The sequence below is a fragment of the Kribbella sp. genome, from assembly GCF_035655035.1.
In the GTDB taxonomy this organism is placed as follows: Bacteria; Actinomycetota; Actinomycetes; order Propionibacteriales; family Kribbellaceae; genus Kribbella.
In genome coordinates this window covers 1-18392 of record NZ_DASRVN010000170.1, presented here as the reverse complement: position 1 = coordinate 18392, position 18392 = coordinate 1, and the positions used below count along the sequence as shown (strand labels likewise).

Sequence of the window (18392 nt, the reverse complement as noted above, 5' to 3'; positions counted from 1 at the left end):
AGACAGGGTTTTCAAGGGCGTTGTACGGCGCCATCGGGGCGGCGGGGCGGCTTCCACCGGTCGCCCTGTCGTCTCAGGGTGGGTGGGTACTTGCCGGCGGCCCGTTCGTCGAAGTCGACGCCGAGGCCGGGGCGGTCGCTCGGCCACAGGTGGCCGTCGCGTGGTTGCGGTACGCCGGGGAAGACCTCCTCGGCCTCGGCGTTGAACGGGTGCTGCTCCTGGATCCCGAAGTTCGGGCTGACCAAGTCGAGCGCGAGGTTCGCGGCGTGGCCGATCGGCGAGACGTCGCCCGGTCCGTGCCAGGCGGTACGGACGCCGAACAGGTCGCACGCCGTCGCCAGCCGCCAGGCCGGGGTGATGCCGCCGATCGCGGACAGGTGCACCCGGACGAAGTCGATCAGCCCTTCGGCGAGGAGCGGCCGGTACTCGGCCGGGTGGGTGAACAGCTCGCCGATCGCGATCGGGATCGACGACTGCTCCCGAAGCCGCCGCAACCAGTTCAGATCCTCCGGCGCGACCGGATCCTCCAGGAAGAACAGCCGGTACGGCTCGAGTTCCCGCGCCAAGCCGATCGCATCCACCGGCGCGACCCGCTCGTGGACGTCGTGAATCAGCTCGACGTCGTCACCGAGCTCCTGCCGCAGATACTCGAACAGCCCAACCACCGTCCGCGTGTACTTCCTCGGATCCCACGCACCAGTCGTCGGACCAGCAGCCGGAGCGCCGTACGTTCCGGCTCCGGGGACCGCGACCTGGCAGCGGGCGTGGCCGTAGCCGGCGTCGAGGAGTGCGCGTACTTCGTCGGCGACCTCGGCGGGGTCTCGGCCGGACGCGTGACCGTAGAGGGGTACGGCGGTGCGGGCGCGGCCGCCGAGGAGTTGCCACACGGGCATCCCGGCGAGCTTGCCCTTGATGTCCCACAACGCCATGTCCACACCGGAGATCGCGTTGTTCAGCACCGGCCCGAAGCGCCAGTAGCCGCTCAGATGCAGGATCGTAGTGATGTCGACAATCTCCGCCGGGTCGCGGCCGACCAGCTGCGGCGCCAGATAGTCGGTCACCGTGGTCGCGACCGCATTGGCCCGCTGCGTGAAGGTCGCACACCCGACGCCGTACAGCCCGGGCTCGCTCGTCTCGACCCGGACCACCACCAGCGTGGTCCCTTCGGGAGCGGTCAGGAACGCCCGGACGTCGGTGATCTTCACGTCCGACCCGTCCCAGGGCGGCTCGCTCATCGGCCGAGCCCCCACGGCGTGTCGACACGGCCGCCGAGCGCGAGCCCGCCGGTGCCCCAGAACGGCGCGAAGTTGTAGCAGCCGGTGGTCAGCGGCCCGTTGGCCGTTGTCCAGTACGTCATCCCGTGGCCGTTCGTCCCGGCATCGGCGACCGCGAACGCGAACGTCGTCCGCACCTGCTTCCCGGCCGTGAGCCCCGCGGCCTCGGCGGCCAGTTCGGGCAGCTGGTCCCAGGCGATCGCGACCTCGTACGTCGTGGTCTTCGCGGTCTCGTCCCGCGTGACCAGCGCCCGTCCTTCGTCGATTGTCAACAATCCGAGCGGCGGATCCAGCGGTGCGTTCGTCGGGTAGAACGTCTGGTAGTTCGTCCCGGGCGCAGCCTGCCGGTGCAGCTCGGAGACACCACCCTGCGCGAGCGTCGCGACGTACAGGTGCGACAACGAACCGCCGCACTTCGCGTAGTGCGGATCCCCGGCCAGCAGGTCGTCAGGCTTGGCACCGGCGTCGAACGCGAGCTGCAGGCTGTCCGCCTTGAACGGGAACGAGTACTGATCTTGCGGGAACGGCTTGTTCCCGAAGTGCACCGCGTCCTCGAGTACGGCGCGCACGTAGAAGAACTGCTGGTCCCACGCCGACCAGAGCCGGTACTCCTTCCGGTCACCGCTCGCCGACGTGTTCGCGACACTGACCCCCGCGATCCCCGCCCACTGAGAGACATCCCCGCCGACGGTGATCTGACGGTACGGCGCGTACGCGAGCTGGATCTCCCGCTCGCCGCTCTGCCGGGTTTTCGCCGCGCCGGCGATCTTCGCCTCGTACGTGATCAGGTACTTGTTCGACGGCTCGTTGCGATAGGCAACCACCGGGAACCGGACGGTGCGGACCTCGCCGGGCTGCAGGTCGTCGACCTCCACCTGCTGCGTGCGCAGTACCCAACCGGCCGGCGCCTGGACGCCGAGCACCGCGCTGACCGGTTGCGGCGTGACGTTCTCGACCCGGACCTCGATCGCGCCGGACGCGTCGATCGGGCGGGTGAACGACAGCGGCCGGATGTCGAGCGGGGTGTCGTAGTCGAAATGCGCCGACCGGGTGAGCGCGGTCGCGAGCTGCTCGGGGGAGCGGTCGCTGTCGAAGTACAGCACCTCCCACGGGTTCACCGGCAGCGTGACCTGCGGCGCGCGCCCGTCGCTGAGCTCGCGGCCGAGGTAGTCGTACACCTTGACACCGCGCGCGTCCGGCAGCGTGAGCGTGCCACGGTAACCGCTTTCCGGATGGGCATAACCATCCGCTTCCCGAGGGACCGAGTACAACGCCGCACGACCGTGCCCGTCCGCGTCCTCGAACAGGAATCCCCAGGTGGAGCGGGCGTCCGGGTACAGCTCCCGCAGCATCCGCGAGTCCTCGAGCCGGCTCGTCATCGCCGAGTACGCGACCACCGCCGGCCGTGGCGTCTTGGTGCCGGCGTCGTAGATGTTGAACGTGTCGCCGGAGTACCCCTTGTCGTACGACAGCGAGAACCAGAACACCTTCATCGGCGAGTCCTCTTCGGCACCCGCCAGCAGATGCAGCAGGTACGTCGGGGCGAGCGTCCGCGCGACGGCGTACGGCACCTCCTCCAACGGCAGCCCGGGGAACGAGTCGGCCGCCGTACCCAGCTCGGTCTGCCACTGCCCGGCGCGGCCGTTCGACTTCGACCAGAGCTTGTCCATCTTGATCTGGACCTTGGTCAGCGCGTACTGCACCGGATCCGGTACGCCGTACGCGTGGTTCACCGACCCGTCGATGTAGCCGGTGTCCTTGGAGCCCTTCGCGTAGACGACGTCGCGCTGGTACGGGACCGAGCCGCCGCCGATCAGGTTCACGTCCGGGAAGTCCGCCTTGACCCGGTCCCAGGTCCGCTTGGTCAGGTCCCGGTAGTCCTGGGCGTCGCCGGTCTTCCAGGTCCAGCCGTGCACCCACGGCTCGTTCCAGATCTCCCAGTTCTTCACCAGGTCCTGCATCGGGGCGATCGCCCGGTACGTCATCTCGACGTGCGCGTTCAGGTCCAGCGGCTTGTTCTGGTGCAGCTTGAGCGGTTCGCCGTTCGGGCCGGGTGTGACGTTCCACCACATGTTGTAGGCGATGAAGCCGATCGGCTCGATCCCGTACGAGCGCCACTCGGCGACCTCGTTGCGGGCCTTGTCGATCGCGGCCTGGTCCCAGAACTTGCCGGGCGCGGTGCAGACGGCGTCCGGCCAGATCGCGCTGATCCCGCGGGTCCACTTGGCGCCCATCCGCTGGGCGATCCGCTTGGTGATCACGGGGTCGGACTCGCCGCGCAGCCCGAGGCCGAACGACGATCCGGGCCGCAGGCCGTCGGTCGGCGGATGCAGGACGCCGAGGCCGAGCGTGCGGGTGGCGAGGGTCGTGCCGGTGCTGTCGGCGAGGTCGACCTGGACCGCGTAGAAGTCCGGGGTGCGCGGTCCGAGGGCGGAACGGACCGTGCCGGAGCCGCCGGCCGCGACGGTCACCGGCGACCTGCCGGAACCGGCCGATTCGGTGCCGTGGGCAAGGACCTTCCAGCTGACGGTGCCGGTCAGCGCGACCTTCGAGGCGATCGTGACGACGAGTTCGGGGGCGGCCGGGGCGACGTACAGCGCGGTGACGTCGTCGAACGCGGCGGTGAACGTGACCGACGGGTCGTCGGCCGCGGCGACGGTGACCCCGGTAGCCACAGCCCGCGCCGGTACGGCGGTGAGCGTGGAGGCGAGCGCGGCGCCGGCGGCAGTGGCGGCGCCGTACCCGAGGGCACGACGGCGGGTGATGGGCGGGATTTCGGGCATGAAGCCAACCTCCGCGAGCTGTTGGTTGTTTTGCGGACTCCGTCCGCCGGTGCAGAACGTTTTGCGTTTGGAGTGGGTCCGACTCTGGGGGACGCAGACAACGCTGTCAAGAGGACCCTTGAAATCAAGGGATCTGGTGATGACATACTTCGTGGCATGGCAGCAAGACGTTTTGTCGACGGCAAGCAGCGCGTGCGGATCGTGGATGTCGCCGCGCGGGCCGGCGTCAGCATCACCACGGTGTCGCACGCGCTCAGCGGCCGCCGCCCGGTGTCCGAGGCGACCCGCGAGCGGGTGCAGCGCGCGATCGAGGAGCTCAGCTACCGGCCGAACGAGGCGGCCCGCAGCCTCCGCGGCCAGCCGACCACCACGGTCGCCGTGATCGTCCCGGACATCACCAACCCGTTCTACCCGCAGCTCGCCCGCGGGATGCAGGACGTGCTGTCGCCGAAGGGCTACCAGGCGCTGATCTGCAGCTCCGACGCCGAGCCGGTGTCCCGCCGCGAGATCGTCGAGCAGATGCTCGCCCGCCGCGTCGACGGGATCTGCATCTCCGGGTACTACGACGACCACACCGACGCGGAGCCTGCGGTCGAGGCCGGCGTACCGGTGGTGCTGTTCGGGCACCGCGCGCCGTACCCCGGGATCAGCACCGTCACCACGGACGACATCGGTGCCGGCCGGCTGGCGACCGAGCACCTGCTGTCCCGCGGCCACGAGCGGATCGCCTTCATCAGCGGGCCGAGCATCAGTGGGCCGAGCATCAGCGGGCCGAGCGACGTCGGGCCACCCGCCGACCGCGTCGCCGGGTACCGGGCAGCGCTCGAGAGTGCTGGGATCGCGGACGAGCTCGTGGTGCACGGCCCGGTCAGCCGGGAGGGCGGCGCGGCCGGCATGCGCCAACTGCTCGCGCTGGACCACCCTCCGCAGGCCGTTGTGTGCACCAACGACTTCGTCGCGATCGGCGCGATGCAGGAGGCGCTCGACCGGGGTCTCGACGTCCCGGGCGACGTCGCGCTGGTCGGGTTCGACGACATCGACGCGGCGGCGCTGGTGCGGCCGGCGCTGACCACGATGGCGGTCGCGATCCGCCGTCAGGGGCAGGCCGCGGCGCAGCTGATCCTGGACCGGATCGCGAACCCGGACCAGCCGCCGCAGGCGACGCTGTTCGGCACCGATCTGGTGCAGCGCCAGTCGACCTGATCATCCGGGCAGCCAGCTGTAGACGAGCACCTTGTTGAACAGATCGTCCTCGACGGCGACCTGGTACGTACCGTCCGAGCGCCGCGCCGCGTTCAGTCCGTACGGGATGTCGACCCAGCCGGTCCGGTCCACGCCGCCGACGTTTGCCCCGGGCAACCAGCTGCCCGCGGCCGCGCCGTCCGCCGCGTGCCAGGCCCAGACCTTGCCCCGGGTCGCGACGCCGCAGCTGAAGATGTAGTCACCGGCCGGTGCCCAGGACACCGTCGTGACGAGTGGTGTCGCGGTCGTGTCCCACGGCAGCAGGATCGTCCACGTCGCCGTTCTGTTGCCGGTGCTCCAGCCGTCGTAGCGGGCGAGGACCTTGCCGCACTCCTTCCAGTACGCGTTGTCGAACGGCTGATCGGCGGTGTAGCCGGACAGGTACATGACGTCGGTGGCCACGTCGTAGTGCAACCGCCGTACGACCTTGAACGGCGCCGGCAACGCGATGGTGACCCGGCTCGCGTAGTCGTAGATCGGGTTGGCGAAGCTGTCGAAGCCCTTCAGCGGATAACGCCGCAGGTCCCGGTCGCCGCCCTCCCAGATGTCGCCGCGGTCGTCGACGAACCACACCCAGCAGTTGCCTGGGGAGTTCTGCCCGGTGCCGGTCTGCAGGTACTCGTCGGCCGTGAACTTCCCGTCGCCGTTCGCGTCCCGCCAGATCCACTCCCCGGCCGCGGGCTGGTACGGCGGCCAGCTCGGGTCGTCGCCGGTCCAGTGCGCCTTGAAGATCGCGCCGGACGGGTGGGCGATCTCGCCGTCGTACCGGTAGATGACCAGGTGCGACGCGTACATGCCGGTCGCGTACAGGTACAGCCGGCCGCCGAGGCGTTTGAGGAACGGCGACGAGATGTGGTGCTGGTGGCCGGGCAGGAACAGCCGCGCGTCCTGCGGGTACCGGACCGAGTCGAGCGAGTGCCCGATCCAGGCCGCGTTGCTGCCGGGCGGCTTGGTGTAGTCCATCCGGTAGTGGTTCTGCTGGCTGTAGATGTCCTTCCCGTCCGAGGCCGGGTCGAAGTCGGCGGTCGTGACGAACTCGGCGCCCATCAGCTCCCAGACCAGGTTCCCGTTCGGGTCGTACTTGCGCAGCCAGGAGCCGAACTCGCACATCGCGACGTACGTGTTCCCGGCCGCGTCGCCGCCGACGCCCGCGATGCCCCACAGCTTGTCCGGCGTCACGACCCCCGGCGTACCGGCACCGATGCCGCCGGACAGGCCGAGGCTGCGGGTCAGCCGTGGTGTGGTCGACGGCGTGCTGTAGGTGTGCACCTGGCGCCGCGGGCCGTTGTCGCCGACGAGCAGGCTGTGGTCCTTGTCGACGGCGAGCGAGGTCGGGATCCAGGTCGCCGCGGGACCGTTGATGGTGCCGCCGAGCGCCGTACCGGTGGCAGAGAAGTGCAGGATCTGCGCGGGTTTGGCGGTGTCGACGTGCCAGAAGTGGCCGTCGTTGGCGTCCCGCGTGATGTTCGCGACCACCCAGATCTCGCCGGTGGTCTTGTCGACCGCGACGGCGCCGGGCTGGTTGACGCTCCAGGTGTTCAGCACCGCTGCGGTCTTGGCGTCGAAGACCACGACGCGGTTCTGCACCCGGTCGGTGACGATCACCTGGGTGTCGGTCGCGGCCGCGGCGGCCGGTGGGCTGCCGACGGGGAAGGCCAGCGAGGTGGCCGCACCGGCCAGCGTGAAGGCGGTCAGGCCGTTGCCCACCGACAGGTACGCGTTGGTGCTGTTGACGGCGACGGCATCACCATTGGCGCCGCGGCAGTTGCCGGTCAGGTGGCCGTCCTTGTAGATGCCGGCGTAGTTGCCGGCCTCGTCCCAGAAGCTCACGGTGTAGACCGCGCCGTCCGGGGTGACCGCGATGTTGAAGACGAAGTCCTGCATCCATTCGGTGGCGCCGGAGTACGTGTTGCCGACCCACGACGTGGTGAGGCTCGACGCCGCACTGGCCGGGGTGTTCGCGAAGAGGGTGGGCAGAAGGAGGGCGCCGCCGCCGACGGCGAGCGCCTGCCGGCGGGTGATACCTGGGCGGTCGTTCATGTCTGGATCCCTTGGTGGCGGGCGGGGGAAAGTGACAAGCACGTGAACGTTCACATCGACGGTACGGAACGCTAGGATTCCAGAGCCGGGCCGTCAAGGGTTCGGGCTCGTCGATCCCTCAGGAGGCGGAGTTGGCCGGCCGACCGACCATGCGCGACGTCGCGGCCGCTGCCGGGGTCTCGCACCAGACCGTCTCGCGGGTGGTGAACGACGAGCGGTCGGTGACCGAACCGGTCCGCGAGCGGGTCCGGGCCGCGATCACCGCGCTCGGCTACCGCCCGAGCGCGGGCGGGCGCGCGATGGCCCGCGGCCGTACCGAGGTGGTCGCGCTCGTCGTACCGCACGCCGCCGGGTTCACGTTCGGCAACGATCACCTGATGCGGCTGATCGGCGGCGCCGAGCAGGAGGTGGCGGCGCGTGGGTACGGGCTGCTGCTGTCGACCCGCGAGCCGGGCGGCGACGCGATGTCGGCGTTCACCCGCTTCGACCGCCGCAGCCTCGTCGACGGCTTCCTGGTCGAGGGTGGCGCCGGCCTCACCGGCCTCTCGGACCTGCTGGCCCAGGGCTATCCGGCGGTCGTGATCGGGTACGCCGACGACGACCTGCCGATGGTCCACCCGGACGACGAGGGCGGCGCGTACGCCGTCGTCCAGCACCTGCTCGCCCTCGGCCACCGCCGGATCGGCATCGTCAACGGCCCCGCCGAGAACCACCTCGCGATGGCCGCCCGCCGCACCGGCGTCACCCGGGCCTTCGCCGACGCCCATCTCCACCCGGACCCCACGCTGACCGACCGCGGCGACTTCACCGCCGAGTCAGGCCAGGCCGCCGCCGTCCGCCTCTTCGACCGCGCCGACCCGCCCACGGCCGTCTTCGCGTTCAACGACGGCATGGCCCTCGGCGTCCTGCAATGGCTCCGCGAGTCCGGCACCCCCGGCATCTCGGTCGCCGGCTTCGACGACACCTCCGCCGCCCCGGTCGCCGGCCTCACCTCGGTCGCCCTGCAGAGCCAGGACCTGGGCCGCCGCGCAGCCCAGCTCCTCGTCGACCAACTCAACGGCAAACCCCCGTCCGAACGCCGCACAATCGTCCCCAGCCGCCTGATGGTGCGCTCCTCGACAACCCCACCAACTCAGCCGAAGAGCGGCAGCAGACGGCGAGGTTCTCACAACGTCAAGGGGTGAAGGGGTTTAGTGGCCTTCGGTGCTGATGAGTACGGTGGTGGTTGCCGGGAGGGTGGATTTCTGGGCGCCGGCGAGGGCTGCGGCGCCGCAGGGGCCGGCGGGGATGTTGTGGGTGTGGAGGAGCTGCATGGCGGCGCGGGTCTCGTCGTCGGTGACGGTGATTGCGGCGTCGAGGTGGTCGCGGATGGTCGGCCAGGCGATGGAGGAGACGGTGCCGCAGTTGAGGCCGGCCATGATCGTCGGGGCCGAAGTGTCAACGGAGACAGGCTTTCCGGCCTTCAGTGAGGCTCCGACGCACGCCGCGGTGGTCGGCTCGACGGCGAGGACCTTGGTTCGTCCGCGGTAGTGTTCGAGCGCCGCCTGCAGTAGCGACCCGACGCCGGTGGGCACCACGACCAGATCAGGTACGCCGGGGAACTGCTCGTCGATCTCGCTGAAGAGCGTGTCGTAGCCGGTGACGATCCACCGCGGCACGTCCTCGTACCCGGGCCACGCCGTGTCCTGGATCAAGACATCACCGTCCCCGACGCCGGCGGCGGCCAGTTGGACCGCGTCGTCGTACGGCCGGCCGGTCTCGATGACCGTCGCGCCTTCACCGCGGATCGTCCGCAGGGTTTCGTCCGGAAGGCCTGCGGGGACGTAGATCCGGGACGTCAACGCGAGCGATCGGGCGAGGTACGCGAGCGCTCGCCCGTGGTTCCCGTCCGTCGCGGTAACCAGCGTGACGTGCCGACGCAGCGCGGCCAGCTCGGCGAACGTCCGCGCCGGGCCGAGCGCCTGGTTCACCGCCCACGAAGCGCCCAGCACCTTGAACGCGGGCAGCCCGAACCGGTTCGACTCGTCCTTCACCCAGAACTTGCCGAACTCGATCAACGGCGTCGGCGCGTAGCCCGGCATGCTCCGGTGGAACTCCAGACTGTTCACGAGGATGCCAGCCGTACGGCGGTGTTCGCCAGCACCGTGACACCGGCCGCACAGTCCTCCGGCGTGGAGTACTCGCGCGGGTTGTGGCTGATCCCGTCGTACTGCCCGCGGACGAAGACCATCGCGGTCGGCGTGATCGCGGCCAGCTCCTGCGCGTCGTGTCCGGCGCCGGACATCAGCCGCATCGTCGGGATCCCGAGCTCGTCCGCGGTCGTCGCGATCGCTTCCTGGATCTTCGGGTCGAAAGGGACCATCGTGGTGCGCGCCATCCTCCGAGTGTCCACCCGCAACACCGGCAGCGCCTCCAGGTACGCCGCGAGGTCCGCCTCGGCCGCGGCCATCAACGCGTCGTCCGGGTTCCGCAGGTCCACGGTCAGCTCCGCGCGATCCGGTACGACGCTCGGTACGCCAGGGAACGTCTGCAACCGGCCGACGGTCGCGCGCAGCTGCCCGTACTTGCCCGAAGCAACCATCTCCCTCAGGTGTACGACGACCTGCGCCGCGGCCAGCCCGGCGTCGACGCGCAGCTCGGTGGGCGTCGTACCGGCGTGTGCCGCCCGCCCGTGCAGCGTGACGTGCTGCCACGAGATCGACTGCACCCCGGTGACCACGCCGACGGCGAACCCCTGGCCGGCGAGCACCGGTCCTTGCTCGATGTGGCACTCGACATACGCGTACGGCGGGTCGAGCCGGACCGGGCGGTCGCCCTTGAACCCGATCCGGACGAGCTCGTCGCCGAGCCGGAGACCGTCCGCGTCGACCAGGTCGTACGCGTACTCGAGGGTGAGCCGGCCGGCCGCGACCGCGGACCCGAGCATGTCGGTCCCGAACCGGATGCCCTCCTCCTCGGTCCACGCGGCGACGACCAACGGCCTGCGGGTACGGGCGTCGGCGTCGTTGAGCGACCGGACGACTTCGAGCCCGCCGAGTACGCCGAGGCAGCCGTCGAAGGCGCCCGCCGTCGCGACGCTGTCGATATGCGAGCCGATGACGACCGGCGCGAGGGCGGGTTCGAGGCCTTCGCGGAGGCCGAAGATGTTGCCGAGCTCGTCGACGGTCACGTCCAGCCCGGCGTCCCGCATCCAGCCGATCAGCAGGCGCCGGCCGGCCGCGTCCGCGTCGGTGAGGGACTGCCGGTTGACGCCGACCAGCCCGGTCGCGGTGTCGTCGTACGCGCCGAGCTCGGCCAGCTCCATGAGCGAGTGCCAGAGCCGCTGGGAGTCGATGGTGATCATGGCCGCCACGCTACGGAGCCGCTCGGGTGGCGTCGATGACATGATTTACAGGTGTACTCATGAAATGTGAGCATGAATCGTGTACAACGTGAACCGGCTCCGGATGCTCCGTGAGGTCCGGGTCCGCGGCACCCTCGCGGCGGCCGCCGAGGCGCTCGGGCTGAACCCTTCCTCGGTGTCGCACCAGTTGTCGCTGCTCGAACGCGAGGTCGGCGTACCGCTGCTGGAGCCGGTCGGTCGCAAGGTCCGGCTGACCGCGGAGGCGCTGATCCTGGTCGAGCACACCGAGCACATCCTCCGGCACCTCGAGGAGGCCGAGGCGGAGATCGCCGCGGCCCACGACGCGGTCCGGGGGCGGGTCCGGATCGCGACCTTCCAGACCGCGGCGCACACGGTGATCCCGGAGGCCGTCCGTGCGCTGGCGGCGGCGCATCCGGCGCTCGACGTACAGGTGAGCCACATCCCGGTGCAGGACGCGCTGCCGGCGTTGATCGCGCGCGACTTCGACGTCGTACTGCAGGAGGAGTTCCCGGGGCAGCCGCAGGTGCAGCCGGCCGGGGTCGAGACCGCGGCGGTCGCGCGGGATCCCCTGTGGTTGCTGGTGCCGGCGGCGTCGCCTGGGTCGCTCGCGGAAGTGGCGGCGCGGCCGTGGGTGATGGAGCCGGTCGGTACGCCGGCCCGCCGTTGGGCCGAGTCGACGTGCCGCCGCGCGGGCTTCGAGCCTGCTGTCGCGTTCGAGTCGACCGATGTGCTGCTCCACGTCCGCCTGGTCGCGGCCGGCGCGGCGGTCGCTCTGGTCCCGGGGCTGGTTCTGCGTGCGTGCGACACGACCGCGGTCCAGACCCGCGCGCTGGAAGGCGATCCGGCTCGGACGATCTCCATCGCCGTACGCCGGGGAAGTGCGAATGCTCCGGCCATCGCCGCTGTCCGTGACGCGCTCACCTCTCTGCTGGATCGGTCCACTCCGGGAGGGTGAGGACGGCGGCCATCCGCTGCAGCTCGTCGCGGTGCAAGGCGCTCAGGCGGCTGAGGGCGTGGTCGCCGGTCGGGGTCAGACGGACCTGTACGGCGCGGGCATCCTCGGGGTGCGGGTCGCGGCGTACCAGCTGCTGGGCCTGCGCGCGGTCGACCAGCTCGACCACGCTGTGGTGGCGTAACTGCAACCGGTCCGCCAGCTCACGCAACGTGGCCCATTCGCGGCCGGGGTAGCCCTTCAGCGCGAGCATCAGCTGGTACTGCTGCGGGGTCAGGCCGTGCTCGCGGACGGTCTGCTCGCTGAACCGCAGGTACCGCCGGATACCGAAGCGGAACCGGGCCAGTGCCTCGAAGTCCGCCTTCGTCAGCTCCTCAGCGGTCATCCGTTCAGAGTATCGTGTTACGATACAAATCCGCGCGAGGCGAGCGTGGAGGACGAGTGATGGCGATGGCGTACCGGATCGGTTGGGTCGTGTTCTGCGGAGTCGCCGGGCTGGCCGGCGCGCTCGGTGCCGCGGACTGGTCGCTGTCCGTGCTGGTGCTGCTGTTCGCGGTGGCCGGCGCCACCGGCGGCATGATCGCGCTGGTCGTGCTGAACCCCGACGAGACCACCCGGCGGCCCCGCGAGGTGTGGACGATCGTTGCCAAGTGCACCGTTGTGTCCGGGGCCGCGACGATCGTGCTCGGCGGGCTCGGATCGCTCGCCGGGGCGTGGACGACGCTCTGGGTCGGGCTGGTCGCGATCGGTGGCGCGCCGTCCGTCGTGCCGCACTGGATCGGCTGGTTCCGCGAGCCACCTGCCGCGGTCCGGCCCACTCCGAAGCCGCGTTCGCGACGCAAGCCGATGTCGAGGGGAGCCGGGGTAACAGTCACGCCTGAGCACGTCGAGGACCTGACCGAGCTGAGCGACGAGGCGTTGTGCCTCGCCTGGCGGGCGAGTTTCGCCGGTCTGCAACGCGCGGCCGCCGCACCCAGCGACCAGCTGCGCGTCGTCGAGGAGCGCCGGGCGTACCTCGACGAGCTGGAGCGCCGGCACCCGGACGGCGTGGCCGCCTGGCTTGCCTCGAACCCGCGCGCCGCCGGCGACCCGGCGAAGTTCGTCCGCGGCGACTCCGCCCACGGCCAGCACCCGATCGACTGGAACGGCCTGATCCCGTAGGGCGTGGCGCTCCCGGATCCGAAGCCGCGCTCCGGTACCGGAAGAACTCGCTGGCGTCCCGGCTGCGGACGTGGATCAATCGGCCGCAGAGCGTGTTGCTCGCCGGCGCGTCAGACCGTTGCGCCCGGCCGGCGTCTGGGGGTGATCGTGATGGACGCATTGGCTCGCGAGTACCGAGCGCGGTTGACGGAGCTGCTCGGCGAGCCCCTGATGGTCGACGACCCGCTGATCACGACCGCGCAGGCGGCGGTCCTGCTCGGGGTCTCGCCGCAGCGCGTCGCGGGGCTCGTCCGCGCCGGGCATCTGCCGGCCCGGTCCCGGGCGCACCGCCGGCTGCTGCTGTCCGACGTGGTCCAGTCAGGTCTCGACCAGTGGATGTCGGTCGCGGAGGCGGGTGCGGTTCTCGGCCTCGGGCAGACCAGCGTACGGCGGTTGATCTCGGCCGGACTGCTGGCGGCGCACGGTAAGGAGTTGCCGCTGCGCCGCAACGACGTGGAGGTGCTGGCCACGCTGCGCGGCGGATGGCTGACGTTGGCGACCGCCGCGAAGGCGCTCGGCGTGGACGTCGACGACGTACAGCGGATGCTCCGGGACCGGCACCTCACCCACACCTGCGACGTGGCCCGTCCGGTGTACCGGCACGAGCTGGCCTCGATCCTGGCTGCCTCAGCCGCGCAGCGTCTCGCCCGGTGAGCACCCGTACGTCGCTCGGTAATGTTGGTTGAACCAACCGGTTGAGGTGAATCCCCAGCGGAGCGCGATCGCCGCGACCGTGGCGTCCGGGCCGGCGTCCTGGAGATCGCGGTGCGCGCGTTCGAGCCGGACCCGGCGGAGGTACTCGCGCGGTGTGCAGTCGAGGTACCGGCGGAACGCGTACTGCAGCGCGCGAGCACTCGTCCCGGCGGTGGTCGCGATGTCCTCGACGGTGATCGGCTGCTCCGCGTTCGCGTCGACGTACGCGACCGCCCGGCGCAGGGTCGCCGTACCGACGGTTCCCGGAGACGGCACGTGCGACAGCTGCATGGTCGCGTTCGGGAAGACCGCGAGCATCGACGAGGCGACGTACTCCAGCAGTTGCCCGGCGATCAGTGGATGCTCCGCGACCGACGGCGCCGCGGCCAGCGTCTTGCGGACGTACCCGGACAGGACCTGCCAGTGCGTGTTCATCGCCCGCGACACCGGTCGGCCCGCGGCCGGCCACAGGTCCGCCGGTACGGCGCCGAAGTGCCGCGAGGCCACCCGAGCCACGTCCGCCTGGCCGACCCGGACCACCACCACCTCCAGCGGCTGGGGGTGGAACCGCATCACGTCCTTGACCGAGTACAGGAAGCTGTCGCCCGCGGTCAGGGTGTGCTCGCCGGTCCGGTCGCCGAGGCCGAGCCGGCCCTTGACCAGCCAGATCGCGTTCAGGTCCTGCCACGGATCGGTGAGCGCGTCGAACCGCATCTCCATCCGGCACCGGTCGGCGCCGACGCCCGCGTGGTCCGCCGTACTGAGCGCCAGCGACCCGTTGTCCCGGGTCCGGCCGACCAGGCGCACCCGGTTCGGATACACCTGGTTGAGCAGCTGCACGGTCGCCTCGAGGCCGGTACTGCGCACACTGCCCCGCCGCACACCGTCCGGAGCCACTGTCATGGCCGTAGTCATACACCGTGAAATACGAGACGTGACAGACTCATCCGGGCGGACGCTTCCGGTGGCGTCCGCCCGTTGGCTTCGGTGGACCGTCAGCTCACGGGCTTCGCGCGGGTGAGTGTGGACGGGGTGAGCACCGGGTGCGCCCGCAGGTACTTGATGAAGCCCTCGTGGTCGCGGTCGTTGCGGACCGGGTCGGTGAAGCCGGTGAACACCTTCGTGCCGTCGCCGCCGATCAGCGTGTAGGCGAGCGCGGCGACCCGGTAGTTCCGGTTCAGGTCGAGCGGCTTGCCGTCGATCAGGATCCCGGCCGGGTCGACCCGCTGACCCACCGGCTTGCTCGTGTCGTAGCTGTAGCTGACGTTCTGCGACACCGCGAACGGTGCGAACTTCACGGTCCCGTTCGTCTGCGGCACCCACTGCGCCTCGAACGCGGCGTGCAGCTGCGTCCCCGGCAGCGTCACGGTCAGGATCGGGTTGCCGTACCCGAATGCGTTCCACGCCTCGCCGAACAGCACGGTCCCGTCCGCGTCGGCCGCATTGGTGCCCTTGGCAAACAACAGGTCGCCGGTCAGCGCGTTCGACCCGGACACCGGCTTGGTCGAGATCAGCGCGAGGTCGGCCCGGCCGTCGCGGTTCTGGTTGGCGTCCCAGTACGCGAAGTCCGCGGCCAGGTTGCCCATCGTGCTCTCGCCGGACGCGTTCGCGGTCCGGGTGAAGTCGCCGGTGACCTTCGCGAGCGGCGTCGCGTACCGCTTCGCGCCCTTGGCGGTCCAGTAGTCGGCGATGTACTGCAGCTCCTCGTCGACCGGTACGTCGCGGGTGTTCGCGTGGTTCGTCGAGGTGGTCAGCTCGCGGATCACCGCACCGGTCCGTGGGTCCAGCTTCAGGTTGATCTCGTTGATCAGCGAGCCGTGGTTGCCCGCCTCGACCACCGGACGCGGTACGCCGTTCGGGTCCGGGACCATCATGTTGAACCGGCAGTGCCAGTGGCCGGTCACGATCGCGGCGATGTCCGGGGACGCGTTCGCGGCCAGCTGGAACACCGGGCCGGAGGGATTCGTGCCGGCGTTGTAGTCGTTCCCGGCGACGCCGCCGTCGTGGATGTTGATCACGATCGCGTTCACGCCACGGGCCTTCAGCTGGGCGGCGAGCTTGTTCGCCTGCTGTACGTCGGACAGCGACTTCAGGTCCGGCTGGTACGACGTCGACCCGGTCGGGGTGTCCATCACGGTGAGGTGGATGAACGCGATCGGGAGCTTCCGCCCGTTTCCGGCGTCCACCCATTCGATGTTGTACGGCGGGACGATCGTCCGGCCGGTGTCGGAGTACACGATGTTCGCGGTGTAGAAGCGGAAGTTCGCGCCGCGGAACTTGTGACCGGTGGAGTCGGCGAAGTTGTCGTCGCGGCCGTTCACCGGGTACGGCGCGCCGTGCTCCATGTGGTCGACCAGGAAGCTCACGGACTGGTCGAGCTCGTGGTTGCCGACCGTACTGAACTGCAGGCCGAGTGCGTTCAGCGCCTCGACGGTCGGCTCGTTGGCGTGCGCGTCGATCTCGAACGGCCAGCCGGAGAAGTTGTCCCCGGACGAGAAGAACAGCGAGTTCTTCCGGCCCTCGCGGAGCCGCTTGAGGTGCGTGGCCATGTACCCGACACCGCCGACGGTCACCTGGACACCGCCGGCGCCGGTGATCACGCTGCCCTGGCCCGGCGTCGTCGGCTGCAGGTAACCGTGCAGGTCGGTGATGTTCAGCAGTTGTACGTCGACGTACCCGGACGCGTCGTCGAGTGCGTGCGGGGTGGCGTAGGCGACGTCGCCGACCGCAGTGGCGGTGGCGAGCGCTCCGGTGGCGGTGAGGAACGTCCGGCGGCGGATCCGACTGTTCACAACGAACCTACTTCCTGGCGGGGGATGCGCGTTCGTGCGCATTATTGCCTCTTTCCGACATTATTAACGCCTGTGCCGGGACATCCGTCAACGCGTCGGTGAACACGCGCTGATCGGCAGGCTGACGAACAGTGCTCGGCGACAATCTTTGGGCGGGCCGTGTCGAAGTCGGGGTGGGCAGTTCGTGGACAGGGCAGACGGACCGAACGCGGTCCCGGACCCGAGGGGAATCATGATGCAGAACCAGGCTGCGCGAGCGACCAGACCGTTCCGGTTCGGGGTCGTCGCCCCGATCGGTTCCGACCTGCCCGCGTGGCGCGACCGCGTGCGCCGTGTCGCCGGCCTCGGGTACTCGACGGTGCTGATGCCCGACGTACCGACGTGGCAGCCGGCGCTCGCCCCCACGCTGGCCACCGCGGCCGCGATCGCCGACCTGCGGATCGGCTCGTGGGTCTATGCCGCCGCGCTGCACGAGCCGTCGAGCATGGCCTGGGAAGCCCACTCGCTCTCGGTCCTCACCGAAGGACGCTTCGAGATGGGCATCGGCGCCGGCCGGCCGGGGATCGAGGTCGAGTTGGGGATGCCCGCCGTCTCCTTGGCGGAGCGGCGTACCAGAATGCGGGAGAGCGTGGCCGCCCTGCGCCGGTTCGACGGGCCGGAGCGGCACACGCCGGTGATCATGGCGGTCAGCGGACCGAAGTCGCAGGCGCTGGCGCTCGAGGTCGCCGACGGGGTCACGTTCGTGCTTCCGGCGGACGACGACCGGGCCGAGACCACGCGCCGGGTCCGTGAGTTCGGCGACGGCCGGGACATCGAGCTCGCCCAGCACGTGGCCGCGGTCGGTGACGGTACCGCTCCCTTCATGGCGGCGCCCGGCCTCGACACCGCGGCGCTTCGTGCGGCGGACTCGCTCATCATCCTGCCGAGTGACCCCGCGGCAGCGGCCGAGGAGATCCAGCGACGCCGTGAGGAGATCGGCTTCTCCTACTTCGTCATCGGCGCGGACTTCGCCGAGACGCTCGCCCCGGCCGTGGCCAAGCTCGCCGGTCAGTAGGGTCAGAGGCTGCGGGCGGCGAGCGGGGGGAGCGGACCGCGCGCGGGGGTGAGGAGGCGGTCGTTGAGCGCGTCCAGGGCGAGGCTGGCGGCGCCGAGCGCGACACAGAGCGCGCCGAGCGCGGAGGCGCGTACGTCGGGGACGCGCGGGCAGAGCCGGTCGAGTTCGGCGGTGAGCGGTTCGAGCAGTACGTCGGCCGCTTGGGAGAACGCGCCGCCGAGGACGAGCACGCGCGGGTCGACGATCGCGATCGCGGTGGCGGCCGCTACTGCCATCGCCTGCGCGTACTTCCGTACGGCGGCGCGCGCGGCACGGTCGCCGTCGCGCGCGGCGGCGAACGCCCGCTCGGCCTTGTCCACGGTCGGGACATCCGCCGGTACGACGGCATGCAGATACTCGAGCGCCGCCTCCCAGGCGACCCCGCGCAACGCCGACATGTCCGCCGCCGCCCCGAACGCGCCCCGCCGCAACGTCCCATCCATCACGAGAGCAAGCCCGGTCCGCCGCCCGGCATGCAAGAACACCATGTCCGCGGGTCCGGCGGAGGACCCCTGCCCGGAGGCGAAGCCCGCAGGACGCCCGGTGCGTGCGGACATCGCGGGGGAGCCCGCCGGGCTGGAGGGGTGGGATGTGGTCAGCCAGCCTCGGCGTTGTTCGGCGAGGGCGGCCAGTTGGCTGTCGTTGTCGGCCACGGAGAGGCGGGTTGTGAAGTGGGCGGGGAGGTTGGTGCCGCCCCAGTCGGGGATCGCGTTGGCCTGGACGACGGTGCCGGTGGTGTCGACGATGCCGGTGGTGCCGACGCCGACTGCCCACACCCGAGCCGCCGGTACGCCGGCCTCGTGGGCGCAGTCCGCGATCACCTGATCCGCAACGGCCAGTCGGTCGGCGCGTGGTACCTCTGGCGTCACGGTCCGCCGGGTGTTCGCGAGCACCTGCCCGTCGAGGTCCGTGAGCACCCCGCGGACGGAGTACGCCCCGATGTCGAGCCCCACGACGTA

General features: G+C 70.6%; 15 protein-coding genes. 6 read left to right on the top strand and 9 right to left on the bottom strand.

Annotation, left to right across the window (positions count from 1 at the left end; all coding sequences use genetic code 11):
• Window positions 1-11: 11 nt before the first annotated feature.
• Complete coding sequence (locus VFF46_RS09970) at window positions 12-1235, bottom strand: enolase C-terminal domain-like protein (RefSeq protein WP_325036773.1); 1224 nt, start codon at window positions 1233-1235, stop codon at window positions 12-14.
• Window positions 1232-4057: a hypothetical protein gene (locus tag VFF46_RS09965; RefSeq protein ID WP_325036772.1), complete on the bottom strand. Its 2826-nt coding sequence runs from the start codon at window positions 4055-4057 to the stop codon at window positions 1232-1234. The genes VFF46_RS09970 and VFF46_RS09965 overlap by 4 nt, the downstream gene beginning before the upstream one ends.
• A 156-nt stretch (window positions 4058-4213) precedes the next feature.
• On the opposite strand from VFF46_RS09965, the gene VFF46_RS09960 reads away from it, so the two are divergent.
• Entirely contained in the window at window positions 4214-5260 is a 1047-nt protein-coding gene (locus VFF46_RS09960) for a LacI family DNA-binding transcriptional regulator (RefSeq protein ID WP_325036771.1), read from the top strand.
• On the opposite strand, the gene VFF46_RS09955 is transcribed toward VFF46_RS09960, so the two are convergent.
• Entirely contained in the window at window positions 5261-7339 is a 2079-nt protein-coding gene (locus VFF46_RS09955; protein WP_325036770.1) for a hypothetical protein, read from the bottom strand.
• Between the two features lie 131 nt (window positions 7340-7470).
• On the opposite strand from VFF46_RS09955, the gene VFF46_RS09950 reads away from it, so the two are divergent.
• A complete protein-coding gene (locus VFF46_RS09950) occupies window positions 7471-8523 on the top strand; it encodes a LacI family DNA-binding transcriptional regulator (RefSeq protein ID WP_325036769.1) in 1053 nt (350 codons plus the stop codon).
• 6 nt (window positions 8524-8529) lie between these two features.
• On the opposite strand, the gene VFF46_RS09945 is transcribed toward VFF46_RS09950, so the two are convergent.
• Both VFF46_RS09945 and VFF46_RS09940 read right to left on the bottom strand, forming a co-directional pair.
• The gene (locus VFF46_RS09945; protein ID WP_325036768.1) at window positions 8530-9447 is read right to left on the bottom strand and encodes a pyridoxal-phosphate dependent enzyme; all 918 of its coding nucleotides are present in this window, start codon (window positions 9445-9447) and stop codon (window positions 8530-8532) included.
• A complete protein-coding gene (locus VFF46_RS09940; protein WP_325036767.1) occupies window positions 9444-10682 on the bottom strand; it encodes a M20 family metallo-hydrolase in 1239 nt (412 codons plus the stop codon). Before VFF46_RS09940 ends, VFF46_RS09945 begins: the two co-directional genes overlap by 4 nt.
• 79 nt (window positions 10683-10761) lie before the next feature.
• Here VFF46_RS09940 and VFF46_RS09935 point away from each other — a divergent pair, with 79 nt between their 5' ends.
• A complete protein-coding gene (locus tag VFF46_RS09935) occupies window positions 10762-11658 on the top strand; it encodes a LysR substrate-binding domain-containing protein (protein ID WP_325036766.1) in 897 nt (298 codons plus the stop codon).
• Here VFF46_RS09935 and VFF46_RS09930 read toward each other — a convergent pair.
• Window positions 11621-12040, bottom strand: a complete 420-nt coding sequence (locus VFF46_RS09930; protein WP_325036765.1) for a MarR family winged helix-turn-helix transcriptional regulator — start codon at window positions 12038-12040, stop codon at window positions 11621-11623. The two genes, VFF46_RS09935 and VFF46_RS09930, sit on opposite strands and share 38 nt — an antisense overlap.
• Window positions 12041-12099: 59 nt before the next feature.
• Between VFF46_RS09930 and VFF46_RS09925 the strand changes: the two genes are divergently transcribed.
• Together VFF46_RS09925 and VFF46_RS09920 are read left to right on the top strand one after the other, a co-directional pair.
• Window positions 12100-12816, top strand: a complete 717-nt coding sequence (locus VFF46_RS09925) for a hypothetical protein (protein ID WP_325036764.1) — start codon at window positions 12100-12102, stop codon at window positions 12814-12816.
• 150 nt (window positions 12817-12966) lie between these two features.
• Window positions 12967-13509 (top strand): helix-turn-helix domain-containing protein, encoded by a 543-nt coding sequence (locus tag VFF46_RS09920; RefSeq protein WP_325036763.1) that lies wholly within the window; start codon window positions 12967-12969, stop codon window positions 13507-13509.
• On the opposite strand, the gene VFF46_RS09915 is transcribed toward VFF46_RS09920, so the two are convergent.
• Entirely contained in the window at window positions 13483-14451 is a 969-nt protein-coding gene (locus VFF46_RS09915) for a helix-turn-helix transcriptional regulator (RefSeq protein ID WP_325036762.1), read from the bottom strand. The two genes, VFF46_RS09920 and VFF46_RS09915, sit on opposite strands and share 27 nt — an antisense overlap.
• Window positions 14452-14543: 92 nt before the next feature.
• The gene (locus tag VFF46_RS09910) at window positions 14544-16340 is read right to left on the bottom strand and encodes a bifunctional metallophosphatase/5'-nucleotidase (RefSeq protein ID WP_325036761.1); all 1797 of its coding nucleotides are present in this window, start codon (window positions 16338-16340) and stop codon (window positions 14544-14546) included.
• A gap of 184 nt (window positions 16341-16524) precedes the next feature.
• Between VFF46_RS09910 and VFF46_RS09905 the strand changes: the two genes are divergently transcribed.
• Window positions 16525-17394, top strand: a complete 870-nt coding sequence (locus VFF46_RS09905) for an LLM class flavin-dependent oxidoreductase (RefSeq protein ID WP_325036760.1) — start codon at window positions 16525-16527, stop codon at window positions 17392-17394.
• A 2-nt stretch (window positions 17395-17396) separates the two neighbouring features.
• Here VFF46_RS09905 and VFF46_RS09900 read toward each other — a convergent pair.
• A partial coding sequence (locus tag VFF46_RS09900; RefSeq protein ID WP_325036759.1) for an ROK family protein occupies window positions 17397-18392 on the bottom strand: 996 nt, incomplete at its 5' end.

Bases quoted from the DNA above. Each gene is read 5' to 3' on its own strand.
- VFF46_RS09915 (WP_325036762.1), bottom strand. From the start codon at position 14,451: ATGACAGTGGCTCCGGACGGTGTGCGGCGGGGCAGTGTGCGCAGTACC.
- VFF46_RS09960 (WP_325036771.1), top strand. From the start codon at position 4,214: ATGGCAGCAAGACGTTTTGTCGACGGCAAGCAGCGCGTGCGGATCGTG.
- VFF46_RS09920 (WP_325036763.1), top strand. From the start codon at position 12,967: ATGGACGCATTGGCTCGCGAGTACCGAGCGCGGTTGACGGAGCTGCTC.
- VFF46_RS09965 (WP_325036772.1), bottom strand. From the start codon at position 4,057: ATGCCCGAAATCCCGCCCATCACCCGCCGTCGTGCCCTCGGGTACGGC.
- VFF46_RS09940 (WP_325036767.1), bottom strand. From the start codon at position 10,682: ATGATCACCATCGACTCCCAGCGGCTCTGGCACTCGCTCATGGAGCTG.
- VFF46_RS09970 (WP_325036773.1), bottom strand. From the start codon at position 1,235: ATGAGCGAGCCGCCCTGGGACGGGTCGGACGTGAAGATCACCGACGTC.
- VFF46_RS09930 (WP_325036765.1), bottom strand. From the start codon at position 12,040: ATGACCGCTGAGGAGCTGACGAAGGCGGACTTCGAGGCACTGGCCCGG.
- VFF46_RS09925 (WP_325036764.1), top strand. From the start codon at position 12,100: ATGGCGATGGCGTACCGGATCGGTTGGGTCGTGTTCTGCGGAGTCGCC.
- VFF46_RS09955 (WP_325036770.1), bottom strand. From the start codon at position 7,339: ATGAACGACCGCCCAGGTATCACCCGCCGGCAGGCGCTCGCCGTCGGC.